Origin of the sequence: Bradyrhizobium sp. 187 (genome assembly GCF_023101005.1) — a bacterium.
Lineage (GTDB): Bacteria > Pseudomonadota > Alphaproteobacteria > Rhizobiales > Xanthobacteraceae > Bradyrhizobium > Bradyrhizobium canariense_D.
The window spans coordinates 6,896,834-6,915,556 of record NZ_CP064693.1 but is presented as its reverse complement, the minus strand read 5'-3'; the positions used below and the strand labels follow the sequence as shown (position 1 = coordinate 6,915,556).

14 protein-coding genes are annotated in these 18,723 nt (G+C 64.9%); 7 read left to right on the top strand and 7 right to left on the bottom strand.

Features of this window, described 5'->3' with window-relative positions:
- Positions 1 to 136 precede the first annotated feature (136 nt).
- The 4 genes from IVB19_RS33415 (at position 137) to IVB19_RS33400 (ending at position 5,951) form a co-directional block, all read left to right on the top strand.
- Positions 137 to 910: an SDR family NAD(P)-dependent oxidoreductase gene (locus IVB19_RS33415; RefSeq protein WP_085351716.1), complete on the top strand. Its 774-nt coding sequence runs from the start codon at positions 137 to 139 to the stop codon at positions 908 to 910.
- Between the two features lie 356 nt (positions 911 to 1,266).
- A complete protein-coding gene (gene glpK, locus IVB19_RS33410; protein ID WP_247820774.1) occupies positions 1,267 to 2,769 on the top strand; it encodes a glycerol kinase GlpK in 1,503 nt (500 codons plus the stop codon).
- A 46-nt stretch (positions 2,770 to 2,815) separates the two neighbouring features.
- On the top strand, positions 2,816 to 5,263 hold the full coding sequence (locus IVB19_RS33405; protein ID WP_018454708.1) for a penicillin acylase family protein: 2,448 nt from the start codon (positions 2,816 to 2,818) through the stop codon (positions 5,261 to 5,263).
- A gap of 94 nt (positions 5,264 to 5,357) precedes the next feature.
- On the top strand, positions 5,358 to 5,951 hold the full coding sequence (locus IVB19_RS33400) for a GNAT family N-acetyltransferase (RefSeq protein ID WP_018454707.1): 594 nt from the start codon (positions 5,358 to 5,360) through the stop codon (positions 5,949 to 5,951).
- A gap of 151 nt (positions 5,952 to 6,102) precedes the next feature.
- Here IVB19_RS33400 and IVB19_RS33395 read toward each other — a convergent pair whose 3' ends face one another.
- Positions 6,103 to 6,681: a hypothetical protein gene (locus tag IVB19_RS33395; protein WP_018454706.1), complete on the bottom strand. Its 579-nt coding sequence runs from the start codon at positions 6,679 to 6,681 to the stop codon at positions 6,103 to 6,105.
- Between the two features lie 54 nt (positions 6,682 to 6,735).
- The gene (locus IVB19_RS33390; protein ID WP_204513269.1) at positions 6,736 to 7,683 is read right to left on the bottom strand and encodes a threonine/serine dehydratase; all 948 of its coding nucleotides are present in this window, start codon (positions 7,681 to 7,683) and stop codon (positions 6,736 to 6,738) included.
- Between the two features lie 157 nt (positions 7,684 to 7,840).
- Here IVB19_RS33390 and IVB19_RS33385 point away from each other — a divergent pair, with 157 nt between their 5' ends.
- On the top strand, positions 7,841 to 8,470 hold the full coding sequence (locus IVB19_RS33385) for a glutathione S-transferase family protein (protein WP_018454705.1): 630 nt from the start codon (positions 7,841 to 7,843) through the stop codon (positions 8,468 to 8,470).
- Between the two features lie 6 nt (positions 8,471 to 8,476).
- Here IVB19_RS33385 and IVB19_RS33380 read toward each other — a convergent pair whose 3' ends face one another.
- The 3 genes from IVB19_RS33380 to metF form a co-directional block, all read right to left on the bottom strand.
- A complete protein-coding gene (locus IVB19_RS33380) occupies positions 8,477 to 9,484 on the bottom strand; it encodes a DUF3592 domain-containing protein (RefSeq protein WP_247294164.1) in 1,008 nt (335 codons plus the stop codon).
- Positions 9,485 to 9,932: 448 nt separating this feature from the next.
- Positions 9,933 to 13,796, bottom strand: a complete 3,864-nt coding sequence (gene metH, locus IVB19_RS33375; protein ID WP_247820773.1) for a methionine synthase — start codon at positions 13,794 to 13,796, stop codon at positions 9,933 to 9,935.
- Positions 13,797 to 13,802: 6 nt separating this feature from the next.
- Entirely contained in the window at positions 13,803 to 14,723 is a 921-nt protein-coding gene (gene metF / locus IVB19_RS33370; RefSeq protein WP_204513271.1) for a methylenetetrahydrofolate reductase [NAD(P)H], read from the bottom strand.
- A gap of 399 nt (positions 14,724 to 15,122) precedes the next feature.
- Between metF and IVB19_RS33365 the strand changes: the two genes are divergently transcribed.
- Entirely contained in the window at positions 15,123 to 16,136 is a 1,014-nt protein-coding gene (locus IVB19_RS33365) for an LLM class flavin-dependent oxidoreductase (RefSeq protein WP_018454701.1), read from the top strand.
- 45 nt (positions 16,137 to 16,181) lie between these two features.
- Here IVB19_RS33365 and IVB19_RS33360 read toward each other — a convergent pair whose 3' ends face one another.
- Positions 16,182 to 17,027, bottom strand: a complete 846-nt coding sequence (locus tag IVB19_RS33360; protein WP_018454700.1) for a prephenate dehydratase — start codon at positions 17,025 to 17,027, stop codon at positions 16,182 to 16,184.
- Positions 17,028 to 17,048: 21 nt separating this feature from the next.
- Positions 17,049 to 17,789, bottom strand: coding sequence for a 3-deoxy-manno-octulosonate cytidylyltransferase (locus IVB19_RS33355; RefSeq protein WP_018454699.1), 741 nt, complete (start codon positions 17,787 to 17,789; stop codon positions 17,049 to 17,051).
- Positions 17,790 to 18,008: 219 nt separating this feature from the next.
- Between IVB19_RS33355 and IVB19_RS33350 the strand changes: the two genes are divergently transcribed.
- A complete protein-coding gene (locus tag IVB19_RS33350; protein ID WP_018454698.1) occupies positions 18,009 to 18,563 on the top strand; it encodes a c-type cytochrome in 555 nt (184 codons plus the stop codon).
- Positions 18,564 to 18,723: the final 160 nt, after the last annotated feature.

Here is an 18,723-nt window from a genome sequence, read left to right as displayed (position 1 = left end):
TCATCCCCCGCGCAGGCGGGGGATCCAGTACGCTGCGGCTTCTCGGTTCTAGCCGCGCCGTCTCTGGAATACTGGATCGCCCGGGTAAGCCGGGCGATGACGTCTGAACAAGTGGCCTCAACGGAGCCCAACAACAATGAAGAACACCCCGTTCGATCTCACCGGCAAGGTCGCCGTGGTCACCGGCTCCAGCCGCGGCATCGGCCGCTCCTCCGCCGAGCTGCTCGCAAAGCTCGGCGCCAAAGTGGTGGTCTCCTCGCGCAAGGCCGATGCCTGCAAGGCAGTCGCCGACGGCATCAAGGCGGCCGGCGGCGAGGCCACCGTCATCCCCTGCAACATCGCGCGCAAGCAGGAGGTCGAGGCGCTGATCGCGGGCACGATCAAGCATTACGGCAAGATCGACATCCTCGTCTGCAACGCCGCGGTCAACCCGTATTACGGCCCGCTGCTCGACATCACCGACGAGGCCTTCGACAAGATCATGGGCAGCAACGTCAAGAGCAACATCTGGCTCTCCGCGCTTGCGATCCCGCAGATGGCCGACCGCGGCAACGGCTCAGTCGTCATCATCTCCTCGATCGGGGGCTTGCGCGGTTCGACCGTGATCGGCGCCTACGGCATCTCGAAAGCCGCCGACTTCGCGCTGTGTCGTTCGCTCGCCGGCGAATGGGGCCCGAAAGGCGTCCGCGTCAACTGCATCGCGCCCGGCCTCGTCAAGACCGACTTCGCCCGCGCGCTGTGGGAAGACGAAGCGAATCTGAAACGCCGCACGGCCACCACGCCGCTCCGCCGTATCGGCGAACCCGACGAAATCGCAGGCGCAGTGGCCTACCTCGCCTCCGACGCGTCGAGCTTCATGACGGGACAAACGATCGTCATCGACGGCGGCGTGACCACGGCGGCGCCGTAACTTCTGCTCTACTTGCAATTGTACGCCGGGCGCGCTTCACTTTTCCTCCGCTAGAGGGGGAGGGTCGCTTCGTGTTGCCCAGAGCGCAACGCGAGGCGGGGTGGGGTGAAGCCGCAAAGGCGGTATCGCTTGCGTCGACGAGACGGCTGCTGCTCATCAAGTTCGCGGATAGTCTGTCACCCCGCCCCGGTTCGCGTTCCGCTTCGCTGCATGCGAGCCCACCCTGCCCTCCAGGGGAGGGTGGGAGGACAGCCGTCTTGACCTTCCCGCCCTAATCCGCTCCCTTTGGCGAAACACAATAGCCCCTCACCGGACAACGCCGGGAAAACGCCAAAGAAACCCCAAGGTTTGCTTCCATGTCTTTCGTCCTCGCCATCGACCAGGGCACCACCTCCTCGCGCGCGATCGTGTTTCGCGGCGACATTTCCATTGCGGCGAAGGCGCAGGCCGAGTTTCCGCAGCATTTCCCTGCCTCGGGTTGGGTCGAGCACGAGCCCGAGGACATCTGGACCTCGACCGTGACGGTCTGCCGCGACGCGATCGCGCAGGCCGGCATCGGCGCAAAGGACATCGCCGCGATCGGCATCACCAACCAGCGCGAGACCACCGTGGTGTGGGACCGCGCCACCGGGCAGGCCGTGCACCGCGCCATCGTCTGGCAGGACCGCCGCACCGCCGACATCTGCGCCAAGCTGAAAGCCGACGGCCGCGAGCCCGTGATCTCGCAGAAGACCGGCCTGATCATCGACCCCTATTTCTCCGGCACCAAGGTCGCCTGGATTCTCGACCACGTCCCCGGCGCACGGGCGCGCGCCGCGCGCGGCGAATTGATGTTCGGCACCGTCGATTGCTATCTGCTTTGGCGTCTCACCGGCGGCAAGGTCCACGCCACCGACGCCACCAACGCCTCGCGCACGCTGCTGTTCAACATCCACACCGGCCAGTGGGACGACGAGCTCTTGGAGATCATCGGCGTGCCGCGCTCGATGCTGCCCGAGGTGAAGGATTCCTCCGCCCGTTTCGGCGAGAGCACGCCGGATTTGTTCGGCGGCGCCATTGCGATCTGCGGCATCGCCGGCGACCAGCAGGCCGCGACCATCGGCCAGGCCTGCTTCCGTCCGGGGATGATGAAATCGACTTACGGCACCGGCTGCTTCGCCCTGCTCAACACCGGCACCACGCCCGTGGCCTCGAAGAACAAGCTGCTCACCACCATCGCCTACCAGCTCGGGGGCAAGCGCACCTATGCGCTCGAAGGCTCGATCTTCGTCGCAGGTTCGGCAGTGCAGTGGCTGCGCGACGGCCTCGGCATCATCAAGCATGCCGCCGAGACCGGACCTCTCGCCGATCAGTCGGACTCCATGCAGAGCATCTATCTCGTCCCGGCCTTCGTCGGCATGGGCGCGCCGTACTGGAATCCGCGCGTGCGCGGCGCCCTGTTCGGCCTCACCCGCAACACCGGCCCGGCCGAGCTTGCCCACGCCGCCCTGGAAAGCGTCTGCTACCAGACCTTTGATCTCTGGGCCGCAATGCGCGCCGACTGGCCGAGCTCGGAGGTGGCAAGCGTCGTGCTCCGCGTCGATGGCGGCATGACCGCATCCGACTGGACCATGCAGCGCCTCGCCGACCTGCTCGATGCGCCGGTCGATCGCCCCGTGATCCAGGAGACGACGGCACTTGGCGCCGCCTATCTTGCCGGCCTCGAGGCCGGCGTCTATCCCGAGCCGACCAAATTCGCCGATAACTGGCGGCTGGAGCACCGCTTCAAGCCCAACATGAGCCAGGCGACGCGCGAGCGGAAGCTTGCGGGATGGACGAGGGCGGTGAAGGGCGTGCTCGCGAGCGACGAGGGCGAATAACGGGCGCGCACGACGCGCCCAACAACAACAAACGGGAGAAACGACAATGAACACGGATTTCAACCGGGTCGTCCAAAAGCTCTGCGGCGCCGCGATCTGCGCCGCGCTGCTCACCTCGACCTCCCTCGCGCGTGAGAAGCCGGACCCGCTCGGCAGCGCGCGGCAGGTCAAGACCGACGTCGCCGGTCTCGATGCTCCCGCGCAGATTCTGGTCGATGTCTGGGGTATCCCCCACATCTATGCCGGCAATGAGCACGACCTGTTCTTCCTGCAAGGCTTTAACGCCGCGCGCGACCGGCTCTGGCAGATCGATCTTTGGCGCAAGCGAGGGCTTGGTCTGCTGGCCAAGGATTTCGGCCCGGCCTATGCCGAACAGGACAAGGCGCTGCGTCTCTTTCTTTATCGCGGCGATATGAATGCGGAATGGGCGGCTTACGGCCCCAAGGGGAAGACCTATGCGGAGGCATTCGTCGCCGGGGTCAACGCCTACGTCGCCGATGTGCGCGCGGGCAAGCGCCCGCTGCCGATCGAGTTCAGGATCGCCGGCACGATGCCGGATGCGTGGACGGCGGATGACATCGTCCGCATCCGCAGCCACGGCCTGACGCGCAATGTCGCCTCCGAGGTCAAGCGCTCCTTGGTCGCCTGCGCGGCAGGCCTCGATGCCGATCGGTTTCGCGTCAAGCTCGAGCCGGCGTGGACGACGAAAATTCCAGATGGTCTCGATCCCTGCAGCGTGCCGAAGGCGGTGCTGGCGCCCTACGATCTGGCGACGCGCCCGGTCGCCTTTGCCGCGCCGAAAGATCGCCAGGCCGCACTCGCGCACGATCCCGACAAGTACCTCACCGAGGCCGACCTGCAACGCGACACCATCGGCTCCAACAATTGGGTGATCGCGGCGTCACGGACCGCGACTGGGCGTCCGATCCTCGCCAACGATCCGCATCGCGAGCACAGCGTGCCCTCGCTGCGCTACATCGTCGGCCTCAATGCGCCCGGCCTCTCCGTGATCGGCGCGGGCGAGCCCGCGCTGCCCGGCATCTCCATCGGCCACAACGGCACCATCGCCTTCGGTCTCACCATCTTCAACGTCGACCAGGAAGACCTCTACATCTACGAGCTCAATCCGCAGAATCCCAACCAGTACCGCTATGGCGCTGGCTGGGAGGACATGCGCATCGTCCACGAGAAAGAGCAGGTGAAAGGCGAGAGCGATCGCGATCTCGAGCTGAAATTCACCCGGCATGGTCCGGTGATCTACGTCGACGACGCCAACAAGCGGGCCTTCGCCGTCCGCTCGATCTGGTTCGAGCCCGGCACCTCGGCCTATTTCGGCTCCTCCGACTACATGACCGCGAAGGACTGGAACGGATTCCTCGGCGCCATGCGGCGCTGGGGCGCGCCGTCGGAGAATCAGGTCTATGCGGACACCAAGGGCAATATCGGCTGGGTCGCCGCCGGCAAGACGCCGCGGCGCGCCAACTATGATGGCCTGATGCCGGTGCCCGGCGACGGCCGCTACGAATGGCAGGGTTTTCTCTCGCTCGACGAACTGCCCAAGACCTATCAGCCCAAGCAGGGCTTTCTCGCCACCGCCAACCAGATGAACCTGCCGGCGGATTATCCCGTCAGCGAGCGCAAGGTCGGCTTCGAATGGGCGGACAGTGCGCGCTGGCAGCGCATCACCGAGGTCCTGAAGGCCAACAGCAAGGTGACGCTGGCCGATGCCATGGATCTGCAGAACGACGACACCACGATGCTGGGCCGGCGGCTGGTCAAGCTGTTGCAGCCGCTCACTTCGGACGATGCCAACGTGAAGAAGGGCCTCGAACTGCTCAAGCCTTGGGACGCCCGTGATGCCGCCGACAATGCCGCTGCTGCGGTGTTCGAGGTCTGGATCTCCAATCATCTTGGACCGGTACTGCTGAAGACCACGGCGCCCAAGGCTGCCGACCTGATCGCGCCGGAGGCGTCCAGCATTTCGGCGCTTGTCGCCTTTCTGGAATCTCCGGACGCGTCGTTTGGCTCCGATCCCGCCACCGCGCGCGACCAGATCCTGCGCGACAGCCTCGGCGCCGCGGTGGCCGATGTCACAGCCAAGCTCGGGGCCGATTCCTCAACCTGGCGCTGGGGCCGCCTGCACGTCGCAAAATTCGACCATGCTCTGATGCCGCTGGCCGACAAGGCGACGGCCGCTCAGCTCTCGGTCGGTCCGCTGGCCTACGGCGGCGCCGCCAACGTGCCGCGCGCGGCCACCTATCGCCGCACCGATTATCAGCTGTTCGCTGGCGCATCGTTCCGCATGGTGCTCGACGTCGGCAATTGGGATGCGAGCCGCACCATCAACACACCGGGCCAGTCGGGCGATCCCTTCAGCGGCCATTATCGCGACCTCGCGCCGCTCTGGGCGACCGGCCAGTATGTGCCGCTGCTCTACAGCCGCGCCGCGGTCGAGGCTGCAACGGCGGAGGCGATCACGCTGACGCCGCGGTGAATGAGGCGTATCCAGAAATCCCGCCGTCGTCCAGGCTTTCGCCAGGACGACCCGGAATGTGTTGCCGGCGTTCAGCTTCTAAGGGACGCATCCCATGATCCTCCCCGACGGCTATTCCGACATTCCCGCCAGCAAGATCGCTGCCGTCGTCACGCATCTCGAGATGACAGCGCGTCCGCCGCTGCGTGACAATCCTCTTGGCGCATGGACCCTGCGCAAGGTCGATACTCCCGCGCTTCATTGGTATCGCGACCTCCATCGCCGCGTCGGCGAGGAGTGGCTGTGGTTTTCGCGGGCGCGCATGAACGACGGCGAGCTCGCCGCAATCATCCATGCACCGGGCGTCGAGGTATATGCGCTTGTCGTGGACGGCCACGATGAGGGCCTGCTGGAGCTGGACTTTCGCGAGGCCGGCCAATGCGAGCTGGTGTATTTCGGTGTCACCGCAAAACTGATCGGCAGCGGTGCCGCCCGCTTTATGATGAACCGCGCGCTTGAGCTCGCATGGTCACGCGACCTGTCCCGCGTCTGGGTGCACACCTGCACGTTCGACCATCCGTCCGCCGTCGCATTCTACCAGCGCTCGGGCTTCCGTCCGTTCCGCCGCCAGATCGAGATCGCCGACGACCCGCGGCTCGATGGCACGGCGCCGCGGTCCGCGGCAAAGCATGTGCCGATCATCGAATAGGTAGCAGCTGCCTCTCCGCCGTCATTGCGAGGAGCCCTTGCGACGAAGCAATCCAGTCTGGTTCCGTGGGAGATACTGGTTGCTTCGCTGCGCTCGCAATGACGGAGTGTGGCGCTGTCGTCGCGTTTCATTGGGGCTACGCGTGGCGGGATCACCGGATCACGCCAACACTCGGTTCCGGAAGATCATAGGGAGCGAGACGCCGTAATCGCTCGGTCAATGGCTGCACGGGCGGAGCATACAGCTCTCCGTAGCTGGAGAGCAGTGGGAGGCTAGGCTCCCAACGATGGATGACGAACACCACGCGATACTGTTTCGCCGCGGGCAGTCTTTGCTTGTAGTCGGTCTCGATCACCGTCTCGCCATCCGCGGTCAGGAACGTTTCGTTCCACGCCATCTCTGCGTGGCCTTCCGGGTTGGACGGATCGATTTGGGTAAAATCATGAGGATTGAACCGCGCGTCCGGATTCGCCACGAGCACCTCGAGAATTACAGCGTCATCCATGTAACCTCGTAGATTGTCTTCCAATTTCCGCCGGTCCTCACCAGTCAGAGGCACTATTTCATCGCCCCTGCCGGCTTTCCGCAGCAGAGCGTTCACCTCTTCGCTGAAATTGGGGGGATCGTGTGAGTCGATCAATTCCCGGATGAAACGGGCATAGGCAGCATTATCAGCGCTGAAGGAGTAGGCGCCTAGGAGAGTGAGTGAGGGAGGCTGGTCAGCAGTCAAATCGCTCTGCTCCGTGCGGCGATGAGTCCGCGATACCCGATCATGCGAAGCTCGCTAGCTGTTGAAATTCACCGCCGTGGTGTTTGCACCGCAAAGCAGCACCGCGACCCGCTCGCCGGGTGAGGGGCGATAGCGACCGGAGAGCAAGGCGGCAAATGCGGCGGCGCCGCCGGGCTCGGCCACCAGGCGCAGGCTCGACCACAAGGCCGACTGCGCCTGCTTGATCGCGTCGTCGGCGACCAGGACGACCCGCTCGACATGGGCCCGCGCAATCGGAAACATCAATTGTCCGACACGTCGCGGGGCGAGACTATCGGCGGCGATGCCGCCCGCCGGCGCATCGATCGGCGCGCCTGCCGCGAAGGCGGCGTGAAGCGTCGGCGATTGCTCGGGCTCGACCGCCACGATGCGCGTCCTGCCGGCGCTCCAGGCTGCCATGCCACCGATCAGGCCGCCGCCGCCGACTGCAACCAGCACCGTGTCAATGCCCGGTGCATCCTGCTCCAGCTCCATTCCGACACTGCCCTGACCGAGCAAGGTCTCGACCTGGTCGTAGGCATGCACCGCCATGGCGCCGGTCTGCGCGACATGGGTTTCGCTTGCGGCGAGCGCGTCGGCATAGCGGCTGCCCGCAATCACGAGTTTCGCGCCATAGCCTCTGATACGCTCGGCTTTGGCCGGCGAGGTGATGTCGGGCACGAAAATCGTGGCCGGGATGCCGAGCCGCTGCGCCGCATACGCCACCGCCGCGCCGTGATTGCCGCCCGATGCGGCGACGACACCGGCTTCCGGCAGCCGGCGCAACAGCAGATTGGCGAAGGCACCCCGCGCCTTGAACGATCCGGAATGCTGCAGCATCTCGAGCTTGAACGTGACGGGAGAAGCCGGCAGGCCAAAATCGGCGAGATCGGCCTCAACGAGCGGCGTGCGCCGTATGTGCGGACGGATGACGGCCTCGGTCGCCGCGATCCGCTCCCGATTGATGTCCATTGTTGCTGTCATGATGCCGTCCTTGATAACGCATCCGGCAGCCGCTGTCGCGGCGCCGTTGCATGCAGCGCAATGCTCCACTTCCATGATTTTGCTTGCGCCACTGCGGCCTTGCCGTGGAAACTGATCGGCCCTGCCTCGTCCAAAAGCCAGAGAAGAGCGCAAAACCATGTTCCTGATCGGCCAATATGATTCCCCCTTCGTCCGCCGCGTCGCGATTGCGCTGCGGCTTTACGGCCTCGCCTTCGAGCACAGGCCGTGGTCGACCTTCGGCGACGCCGACAAGATCGCGCCCTATAATCCGCTGCGCCGCGTGCCGACGCTGGTGCTCGACAACGGCGAGGCGCTGATCGAGAGCACGTTCATCCTCGATTATCTCGACGAGCTCGCCGGGCCGGAGAAGGCGATGCTGCCGCGCTCCGGCGCCGAGCGCCGGCATCACTTGCGCATCTGCGCGCTCGCGTCCGGCCTCGGCGACAAGGCCGTGAGCCTGCTCTACGAACGCGTGCTGCGGAAGGAGCAGCTTACGCTATGGGTCGAGCGCTGCCAGGCGCAGATCGCGGACGTGCTGAAAGCGCTGGAGGCCGAGCGCGCCAAGGTGACCACGCCGTACTGGCTGGGCGAGCGCATCGGCCACGCCGATATTGTGGTCGCCTGCGTCGTCCGCTTCACCCGCGAGGCCCATCCGCAGTTGTTCGAGCCATCGCGCTATCCGGCGCTGTCGGCGCATGCCGACGCGTGCGAGGCGCTGGCGCCGTTCAAGGAGATTGTGCAGCCCCTGGCACCGCCGAAGGGGTGATCGCCGCTATGCGAACCCGACCTTGATCAGGATCGTCAGGAAGAGGCCGCCGACAACCGCGCAGACCGCGGCACCGATCAGCGGCCCCAGCGCGCCTCCCCGGCTTGCAGGCTCCAGCACGGCTTGTCCGGGCTGGTCCGGATCGTAATAGACCTGGACGCTCTTCCCAGGCCGATATTTCGCCGCGGCCTCTTCGGCGGCCTCGCGCAGGCCGGAGATCATGGTGCCGTTCCAATCGACTTCGGTGCCGATGAAGTCGCGCTTGCCGACCCTGTAGGCGTAGCGCAGGTCGATCTGATAGCGGTGGACGAGCTTTGAAGTCGTCGGTCGATTGTCGTGCTCGGTCTTCTCTTCGATGATTTCCTCGATCACGTCGCAATGGGTGACCCTGCCCGACGCGGTCGGCCAGCGCAGGCTGGCGCTCGCCAGCCGGCGCGTCCGGACATAATCGGCGGCGAGGAACACCCCGCCCACGAGCACGATGATCGGCACCGCGAACGCGAACAGCGGGACGCCCTTGTCGGCGTAGAGCACGTGGCCCGCGAACGAATGCGCGGTCAGGGTGGCGGCGATGACGCCGAACACCATTGTGAACGCCACCAGGGCCGCGACGTTCTGCGCGGCGGCAGGCTCCAGCAGCGCCTCTGTCGGTTGCTTCGGATCGACATGGACCTCGACATGGGCGCCGACCGGATAGCGTCCGGTCAGTTTTGCGGCCAGGACCCTCGTCGTGATGACGGTGCCGCCGACAAAGATCTTGTCGCCTTCCAGCTCCTGGCCGCCGGCCTGATATCGATAGCGGATGATGGGCTTGGCGTCGTTCCGATCGTCCGAGGAATGCGCCGTCGGCTGGTCGACCCGGGAGACCGTGATGATGCCCTCCACCTTGTCCCAGCTCCGCGCCGCCACCATCCGGCCCCGCATGCGGATCAGATTGAACAGCGTCAATCCAAACAGCAGCACGGCGATGCCGGCGGCAATCTGTGTCCACATCAATTGTTGGGCGTTCAGCATCCGATTCCCCTGCGCTTCGGCGACGACCGCCATTGGTCGCGGCAAACGCGCTTTGCGTTCGATGCTGTGCGTTGCCCCAGCACATGCCAGGCATTGCTTCACCAATGTCGTCCTGGCGAAAGCCACGACCCATTGCCCCAGCGGGTCATTTGGCGAAGATTGGTCGTTCGGTATTGCCTGCGATGGCCACCAATGGATCACCCGGTATGGATGGCTTTCGCCAGGACGACAGCGAACGTGTGGCACGCGCCGTGATGGCGACTGGCGAGGGAGTATCAAACGGGCACGGTCGGCGATGATGGAATGTTACAGGTGTTTTGCCCGACGCCGCAAGCAATTTCGGTAATATCGAAAAATTATTCGGTGACACCGCAAAAATTATCGAGCTTTTTCAACCCCATGCCTACTGTGCATGGGGTTGATTTCTCGTTTTCTGTTTGGAGGGCGCCTAACCCGCGCCCGCGCGCTTCTTCTGCCAGACCAGGTGCACCGCGCAGGTGCAGCCCGGCGGATGCGACGCAAGCTCCTTCGACGTCTCGTCGTTCGCCGGCGTTGCCGTGAACGCCGCCTTGTCGCTCCCACCCTCTCGCGTCGGGATGTAGTTCAGAATCGGCGCGAGCCAGCGCTCGGTCTCGGCGACGCTCATGCCCTTGCGCGCAGCATAATCCTCGACCTGATCGCGCTCGATCTTGCCGACTCCGAAATAATAGCTCTCTGGATTGGCGAGATAGAGCCCCGACACGGAGGAGCCCGGCCACATCGCATAGCTCTCGGTCAGCTTCACGCCGGCGGTGTTCTCGGCATCGAGCAGCTCGAACAGCGTGGCCTTCTCGGTGTGATCGGGTTGCGCGGGATAGCCGGGGGCGGGACGGATGCCCTGATACTTTTCGAGGATCAACTCGTCGGGGGAGAGCGTCTCGTCCGGCGCATAGGCCCAGAATTCGCGGCGGACGCGGGCATGCATGCGCTCGGCGAACGCTTCGGCCAGGCGGTCGGCCAGCGCCTTGCACAGGATCGAGGAATAGTCGTCATTGGCCATCTTGAAACGGTCAGCGACCACATCCTCGCCGATGCCGGCGGTGACGACGAAGCCGCCGACATAGTCGGGCACGCCGGTTGTGGCGGGCGCGACGAAGTCGGACAGCGCGGCGTTGAAACGGCCCTCGCGCTTCTCGAGCTGCTGGCGCAGCGTGTGCAGCGTCGCGACCGTCCTGGTCCGGCTCTCGTCGGCATAGAGCACGATGTCGTCGCCCTGCGCATTGGCCGGCCAGAAGCCGACGGTGGCGCGCGCGCGGAACCATTTCTCCTTGACGATCAGGTCGAGCATCTTGCGCGCGTCGCCGTAGAGCGAGCGCGCAACTTCGCCGACCTTGGCGTCGTCGAGGATGGCGGGGAAGCGTCCGGCGAGCTCCCAGGTCTGGAAGAACGGGGTCCAGTCGATATAGGGCACCAGCTCGGCGAGATCGTAGTCGTCAAAGCTTCGGGTGCCGAGGAAGGTCGGCTTCACCGGCTTGTTCGCGGTGAAGTCGACCGGCACGCGGTTGGCGCGGGCGGTCGCCAGCTTCAGCCGCTTCTTGTCGGCCTGGGCGCGCATATGGGCGTCCGAGATCTTTGCGTATTCGGCGCGCACCTCCGCGGCATAGGCCTCGCGCCTCTCGGGCGACAGCAGCGCCGACGCAACACCGACGGCGCGGCTGGCGTCGTTGACATGCACCACGGGGCCTGCGCGATAGCTCGGGTCGATCTTCACCGCCGTATGCACGCGGCTCGTGGTGGCGCCGCCGATCAAGAGCGGCAGCTTGAGGCCTTCGCGCTGCAATTCTGCGGCGAAGAACGCCATCTCGTCGAGCGAGGGTGTGATCAGGCCGGACAGCCCGACGATGTCGGCCTTCTCCGCCTTCACCGTATCGACGATCTTGGCCGCGGGCACCATCACGCCGAGGTCGATGACCTCGTAATTGTTGCACTGGAGCACGATGCCAACGATGTTCTTGCCGATGTCGTGGACGTCGCCCTTGACGGTCGCGAGCACGATCTTGCCGGCGGACGAGGAGCCTTCCGTGCCGATGCCGTTGGCGAGATTGCGCGCCTTCTCCTCCTCCATGAACGGCATCAGCCAGGCGACAGCCTGCTTCATCACGCGGGCCGACTTCACCACCTGCGGCAGGAACATCTTGCCGTCGCCGAAGAGATCGCCGACCACGTTCATGCCGGCCATCAGCGGTCCCTCGATCACGTCGAGTGGCCGCGTCGAGGCCTTGCGGGCCTCTTCGGTATCCTGCTCGATGAATTCGGTGATGCCGTGCACCAGCGAATGTGACAGCCGCTTCGCCACCGGCCATTCGCGCCAGGCGAGATCGGCTTCCTTGGTCTGAGTCTTGTTGCCGCGGAATCTTTCCGCAAGCGCCAGCAGACGCTCGGACGCACCGGGGTCGCGGTTGAGGATGACGTCCTCGCACACCTGGCGCAATTCGGGATCGATATCGTCATAGACGATCATCTGCCCGGCATTGACGATGCCCATGTCCATGCCGGCCTTGATGGCGTGATACAGGAACACCGAGTGCATGGCCTCGCGCACCGGCTCGTTGCCGCGGAACGAGAACGACAAATTGGACACACCACCAGAAATGTGCGCGCCCGGCAGATTCTTGCGGATCCAGCGCGTCGCCTCGATGAAGTCGACGCCGTAATTGTTGTGCTCCTCGATGCCGGTTGCGATCGCGAAAATATTGGGATCGAAGATGATGTCTTCCGGCGGGAAGCCGACGCGGTTCACCAGGATGTCGTAGGCGCGCTTGCAGATCTCGGTCTTGCGGGCGAACGTGTCGGCCTGGCCGACCTCGTCGAACGCCATCACCACGACGGCCGCGCCGTGACGGCGGGCGATCTTGGCCTCGTGAATGAATTTGTCCTCGCCTTCCTTCATCGAGATCGAGTTGACGACCGGCTTGCCCTGCACGCATTTCAGGCCGGCCTCGATCACGGAGAATTTCGAGCTGTCGACCATTACGGGGACGCGGGCAATGTCGGGCTCGGCGGCGACAAGGTTGAGGAAGGTCACCATCGCGGCTTCCGAGTCCAGAAGACCCTCGTCCATGTTGACGTCGATGATCTGCGCGCCGTTCTCGACCTGGTCGCGCGCGACCTGCAGCGCGGCGGTGTAGTCGCCGGCGGTGACCAGCTTGCGGAAGCGGGCGGAGCCGGTGACGTTGGTGCGCTCGCCGACGTTCACGAAGGGAATGGCGTCGGTCAGGATGAACGGCTCGAGGCCGGAGAGCCGCAAGCGAGGTTCGATCTCCGGCACGATGCGCGGCTTGTGCGGCGCGACCGCAGCCGCAATCGCCGCGATATGGTCCGGCGTGGTGCCGCAGCAACCGCCGACGATGTTGACGAGGCCATCGCGCGCGAACTCGCCGACCAGGCGGGCCATGTATTCCGGGGTCTCGTCATACTGGCCGAACTCGTTGGGCAGGCCGGCATTGGGATAGGCGCAAACAAGCGTGTCGGCGACGCGGCCGATATCGGCGATATGCGCGCGCAGATCTTCCGCGCCGAGCGCGCAGTTGAAGCCGATGGTGACGGGCTTGGCGTGCTGGACCGAATGCCAGAACGCTTCCGGCAACTGGCCGGACAGCAGGCGGCCGGACTTGTCGGTGATGGTGCCCGACACCATCACGGGCATGTCGATGCCACGTTCTTCCGTGATCTCGGCGATCGCGTACAGCGCCGCCTTGGCGTTCAGCGTGTCGAAGATGGTCTCGACCAGCAGCAGATCGACGCCGCCGTCGAGCATGCCGTTGATCTGCTCGCCATAGGATTTGCGCAGGTCGTCGAACGTGACGGCGCGGTAGCCGGGATTGGACACGTCGGGCGAGATCGAGGCGGTGCGGTTGGTCGGTCCGATGGCGCCGGCGACGAAGCGCGGCTTGCCGTCCTCGGCCTCGACGCGGCGTGCGGCGTTGCCGGCGAGGCGGGCGCCTTCTCGCGCCATCTCGTAGACGATGTCGGCGAGATCGTAATCGGCTTGGGCAATCGAGGTCGTGGAGAAGGTGTTGGTCGCGACGATGTCGGCGCCGGCGCGCAAGTAAGCGGCGTGGATGTCCTCGATCGCCTGCGGTTGGGTCAGGATCAAGAGGTCGTTGTTGCCGCGCAAATCGCGATGGAAGTTCTTGAATCGCTCGCCGCGGAAGGCGGCCTCGTCGAACTGGAGATTCTGGATCATCGTGCCCATGGCGCCGTCGAGCACGAGAATGCGCTCGCGCGCGGCGTTGAGCAGGGCGGTTCGCTTGGGAGAGGTGGATACGGTCATGGTGTCTTAAGCCGCCTTCTGCGCGCTCTTGGCGCGGATGCCGAGCAAATGGCTGATCGCGAACACGAGATCGGCGCGGTTCATGGTGTAGAAATGGAAGGTGTCGACGCCGTGCTTGGCCAGCTTCTGCACCTGGCCGGCCGCGACGGTCGCCGCCACCAGCTTGCGGGTCTCGGCGTCTTCGTCGAGCCCCTCGAATTTCGCGGCGAACCAGTCCGGCACGGAGGTGCCGGCGCGGGTGACGAAATTGCGAGCCTGCTTGAAATTATGCATGGGCATGATGCCCGGCACGATCGGGATGTTGATCCCGCGCGCGCGCACGCGGTCGAGATAGCGGAAATAGAGGTCGTTATCGAAGAACACCTGCGTGATCGCGCGGGTCGCACCTGCATCGACCTTGGCCTGCAGCGTGTCGATGTCATCGTCGAAGTCGCGCGCCTCGGGATGCTTCTCAGGGTACGCCGAGACCGACACCTCGATATCGCCGTGCCGCTTCTTGATGCCGGCGACGAGGTCGGCGGAGCTCTGGTAGCCATCGGGATGGCTAGAATAGGCCGTGCCAATGCCGCCCGGGGGATCGCCGCGCAGGCCGACGATGTGGCGGACGCCGACCTCGTGATAGCGGTCGACGATCTCGTCGATCTCCCCGCGGGAGGCGCCGACGCAGGTCAGATGCGCGGCCGGCAGCAGCGCGGTTTCTTTCAGGATGCGCGAGATGGTCGCGTGGGTCCGCTCACGGGTCGAGCCGCCGGCGCCATAGGTCACCGAGACGAATTTCGGGTCGAGCGGGGCCAGCCGGTTGATGGTGTCCCAGAGATTGCGCTCCATATCTTCGGTCTTGGGCGGAAAGAACTCGAAGGAAATCGCAGGCCGCTTCAGGTACCCGTCTTGCCCGCCGGTGTGGGCAGGCATTGTCGCGTCAGTCATGGGCACCACTCACTCTCCAAGGGCGCGCCGGGTCGTTGGCGGCCGGCGGTCAGGTCTAGATTGCGAAAGGCCAAGATAAGCCAAAGCGGCCGCATCCGACAGCCCATCGGTAATGGGAAGTGGCCCACTTTGGCGGTGTTGGCATAAAATATTCGGTGATTTAGAATCGAAGTGGGAAGCTCGGTTTGGTATAAAAAGATAAATATACCAGCCAAGTAGGGAGAACTTGCGGATTAACTGGCGCAATATATTGAGTGGGCAATATGAAAGTCATGTTGCCAGATTGATCATTGTCCCAACGCCGCGGCGCGGGTCCGGAGCGCGCGGGCCCTGGCCTGCACGTCAGATCTGCGCGCCCTCCCATTGCCGCCGCGCTGCCCTCCACTACGTTAGCGCGCCATGATCCCGCTCTCAGTCCTCGACCTCTCCGTCGTCACCACCGGCACAAAGCCCGCCGCGGCGCTGCGCAACAGCATCGACCTGGCGCGCCATGTCGATGGGCTCGGCTATGTCCGCTATTGGCTCGCCGAGCATCACAACCTCGCCTCCGTCGCGAGCCCGGCGCCCGACGTGATGATCGGGCAGATCGCGGCGGTGACCAAGCACATCCGCGTCGGCTCCGGTGGCGTGATGCTGCCCAATCACGCGCCGCTGGTCGTGGCCGAGCGCTTCAAGATGCTGGAGGCGCTGTTTCCGGGCCGCATCGATCTCGGCCTCGGCCGCGCCCCTGGCACCGACGGCGCCACGGCCTATGCGCTGCGCAGCCGGCTCGACCGTCGCGAAGGCGACGATTTCCTCGAGCGGCTGCACGAATTGATCCTGTGGCAGACCCGGGAATTCCCCTCGGGCCATCCCTATCACAACGTCGTTGCGATGCCCGACGATACGCCGTTGCCGCCGATCTGGCTGCTCGGCTCCAGCGATTATTCGTCGGAGCTCGCCGCGCAAATCGGCATGGGGTTCGCATTCGCCCATCATTTTGCGTCCCACGATGCGATCGATGCGATGGTGCATTATCGCAATCGTTTTCAGCCCTCGGCCTGGAGTGCGAGCCCGCGCGCGATCCTCGCGGTCGCCGTCATTGCGGCCGACACGGATGACGAAGCCGAAAAGCTCGCCGCGTCTTTCGACCTCAACCGCCTGCGCCGGGACCGCGGCCAGTATCTTCCGTTGCCGAGCGTCGAAGAGGCGCTGGCCTATCCCTATACCGACTCGGAGCGCGCCTCGATGCGGCGCAACCGTTCCCGTCTGTTCGTCGGCAGCCGGGCAACCGTGCAGAAGACGCTGCAGCCGTTGATCGATGCGAGCAAGCCGGACGAGTTGATGGTGATTACCGCCGTGTACGATCACGAGGCACGAAAGAAATCATATTCGCTGCTGGCGGAGGCGTTCGGGCTTAAGGCGGTCGGATAAGGCTCTGGTGCTCCGGCTCGCGCTTCGCGCGTCCGGGACACGAATCTATTCCATCGTCGCGCGGAACGGGTGCCCCGGATACACGCCAACGATGCGGAATTCGCGTGAGAAGAATTTCAGCTCCTCGATCGCGAAAGCGAGGCCCTTGTCCGCGGGGTGGCCGTCGACGTCGGCATAAAACTGCGTGGCGAAGAAATTGCCGTCGACCATATAGCTCTCGAGCTTGGTCATGTTGACGCCGTTGGTGGCAAAGCCACCGAGCGCCTTGTAGAGCGCGGCGGGCAAATTGCGCACCCGGAACACAAAAGTCGTGACCAACGGACCGGAGCCCTGTGCGGCCCATTTCGGTTCGCGCGCGAGCACCACGAAGCGCGTGGTGTTGTGGGCCTCGTCCTCGATGTCCTCCGCGAGGATGTCGAGGCCGTAGATCTGCGCGGCGAGGCGCGAGGCGATCGCGGCGACGGACTTGTCGTTACGCTCGGAAATGTCGCGGGCGCTGCCGGCGGTGTCGGCGTGCACGATTGGCTTGATGCCAAGCTTGCGAATGATGCGCCGGCATTGGCCGAGCGCGTGCACGTGGCTCTCGACGCTCTTGATGTCCTCGAGCCTGGTCCCCTTCACCGCCATCAGCTGATGCCGGACCGGCAGAAACCATTCGCCGATGATGAAGAGGCCGGAGGCCGGCAGCAAATGATGGATGTCGGCGACGCGGCCTGCGACCGAATTCTCGATCGGAATCATGCCGAGATCGGCTTCGCCCGACGAGATCGCCGACAAGGCGTCCTCGAAGGTGGCGCAGGGCATCGGCTCGGCGTCGGGATAGGCCTCGACGATGGCGATGTGCGAATTGGCCCCAGGCTCGCCCTGGAATGCGATTTTCAGCTTGCTCATGCTCGGCCTTGTAACAGCGGCTCAGGATTTGGAAAGGATGCTGCGGGCGGTTTCCAGGTCCGCCGGCGTGTCGACCCCGCGGGGCACGGTATCGACAATGGTGAAGTCGATGCGCATTCCGGCCTCGAGCGCCCGGAGCTGCTCGAGCTTCTCCTGCAATTCCAGCGGCGACGGCGGAAGCCGGACGTAGCGCTCCAGCGCGGCACGGCGATAGGCATAGAGACCGATATGGTGGTAGCGCGGTCCGTCGCCGGTCGGCGCGGTTGCGCGGGTGAAATAAAGTGCGCGCATGCGTCTGCCGCCGAGCGAGGTTCCGATCGCCTTCACGACGCTCGGCGCGAGGTCCTCCTCCTCGGTGTGGATCTGCGACGCCAGCGTTGCGATATCCACGGCGGGGTCTTGCAGCGGCGGCAACACCTCGCGGATGTTGTCGATCGTGATGGTCGGGAAATCGCCCTGCAGATTGACCACGATCTCGGCTTTGCCGTCCGGATCGAGCTTCTGCATGGCCTCGTGGATGCGGTCGGAGCCGGACGGATGCTCCGGGCGGGTCATCACGGCCTCGCCACCATGGGCGGTCACGACGGATGCGATCTCCGCGGTGTCGGTTGCGACCGCGACCCGGCCTATCCCGGCCGCTTCGGCACGGCGCATCACGTGCACGATCATCGGCTGCCCCGCGATATCGGCTAGCGGCTTGCCGGGCAGGCGGGTGGCGGCCATGCGGGCCGGAATCAGCACCAGGATGCGGGGATCGATCATCGGTTCAAGGGCCTGGAAACGGGGCGTTTTCCGCGCCGGGAAATGGGGTGGGGACGGGGGTGAAGCCCGCTCGCTTATACGGGTTGCCAGACCCCGGGCAAACCGATATCTCAATGGCAAAACTCGGGGAAACAGTAAGGAACGTTGATTCTCCGAGGCTCGTCCTGGCGGCCGCACTGGGCCGCTCGATCCTTCTTGCGGTGTGGGGCCTGGCCGGAAATGGACTCTTTCGAACTGAACAAGATTCTCGGTGCCGTGCTCGGCACCTGTCTCCTTCTGCTGGTGACGAGCTTCACCGCCAGTGCGCTGTTCTCGCCCAAGATGCCGGAGAAGCCGGGCTTCGAGATCGCCGTGAAGGAAGACGCCGGCCACGGCAAGGAAGGCGGCGCTGCCGCCGCGGCTGCCGAGCCGATCGAAAAGCTGCTCCAGACCGCCTCGGTCGAGAAGGGCGCCGCCGCTGCCAAGAAGTGCGGCGCTTGCCACACCTTCGAGAAGGGCGGCCCGAACCGTGTCGGTCCGAACCTCTATGGCGTCGTCGGCGACCATGTTGGCGAGGGCCGCGGCGGCTTCAACTTCTCGGCCGCGATGAAGGCCAAGGGCGGCACCTGGGACTTCGATGCGCTCAACAAGTTCATCGCCAATCCCAAGGCAGCTGTCCCGGGCACCGCGATGGGCTTTGCTGGCATCCCGAAGGATAGCGAGCGTGCCGACGTGATCGCTTACCTGAACAGTCTCTCCGACAGCCCGAAGCCGCTGCCGACCGCGGCGAAGTAAGGCCTATCGACTTCGATCTTAGTACGCGGCCAGGCTGAAAAGCCTGGCCGTTTGCTTATCCGGGCCTCGCGGCGTTGTTATCGGGGCGTTTGGCCGCAGCGATCGGCCAGCTGGCCCTCCAAGATGAGGAAAAAGCAACATATTCCGTCGAAACCTCGCC

What these genes read in the sequence shown, in the direction of transcription:
- IVB19_RS33360 (WP_018454700.1), bottom strand. Translation starts at nt 17,027, where the DNA reads ATGAGCAAGCTGAAAATCGCATTCCAGGGCGAGCCTGGGGCCAATTCG.
- metF (WP_204513271.1), bottom strand. Translation starts at nt 14,723, where the DNA reads ATGACTGACGCGACAATGCCTGCCCACACCGGCGGGCAAGACGGGTAC.
- IVB19_RS33355 (WP_018454699.1), bottom strand. Translation starts at nt 17,789, where the DNA reads ATGATCGATCCCCGCATCCTGGTGCTGATTCCGGCCCGCATGGCCGCC.
- IVB19_RS33350 (WP_018454698.1), top strand. Translation starts at nt 18,009, where the DNA reads ATGGACTCTTTCGAACTGAACAAGATTCTCGGTGCCGTGCTCGGCACC.
- IVB19_RS33365 (WP_018454701.1), top strand. Translation starts at nt 15,123, where the DNA reads ATGATCCCGCTCTCAGTCCTCGACCTCTCCGTCGTCACCACCGGCACA.
- IVB19_RS33385 (WP_018454705.1), top strand. Translation starts at nt 7,841, where the DNA reads ATGTTCCTGATCGGCCAATATGATTCCCCCTTCGTCCGCCGCGTCGCG.
- metH (WP_247820773.1), bottom strand. Translation starts at nt 13,796, where the DNA reads ATGACCGTATCCACCTCTCCCAAGCGAACCGCCCTGCTCAACGCCGCG.
- IVB19_RS33380 (WP_247294164.1), bottom strand. Translation starts at nt 9,484, where the DNA reads ATGCTGAACGCCCAACAATTGATGTGGACACAGATTGCCGCCGGCATC.
- glpK (WP_247820774.1), top strand. Translation starts at nt 1,267, where the DNA reads ATGTCTTTCGTCCTCGCCATCGACCAGGGCACCACCTCCTCGCGCGCG.
- IVB19_RS33415 (WP_085351716.1), top strand. Translation starts at nt 137, where the DNA reads ATGAAGAACACCCCGTTCGATCTCACCGGCAAGGTCGCCGTGGTCACC.
- IVB19_RS33390 (WP_204513269.1), bottom strand. Translation starts at nt 7,683, where the DNA reads ATGACAGCAACAATGGACATCAATCGGGAGCGGATCGCGGCGACCGAG.
- IVB19_RS33400 (WP_018454707.1), top strand. Translation starts at nt 5,358, where the DNA reads ATGATCCTCCCCGACGGCTATTCCGACATTCCCGCCAGCAAGATCGCT.
- IVB19_RS33405 (WP_018454708.1), top strand. Translation starts at nt 2,816, where the DNA reads ATGAACACGGATTTCAACCGGGTCGTCCAAAAGCTCTGCGGCGCCGCG.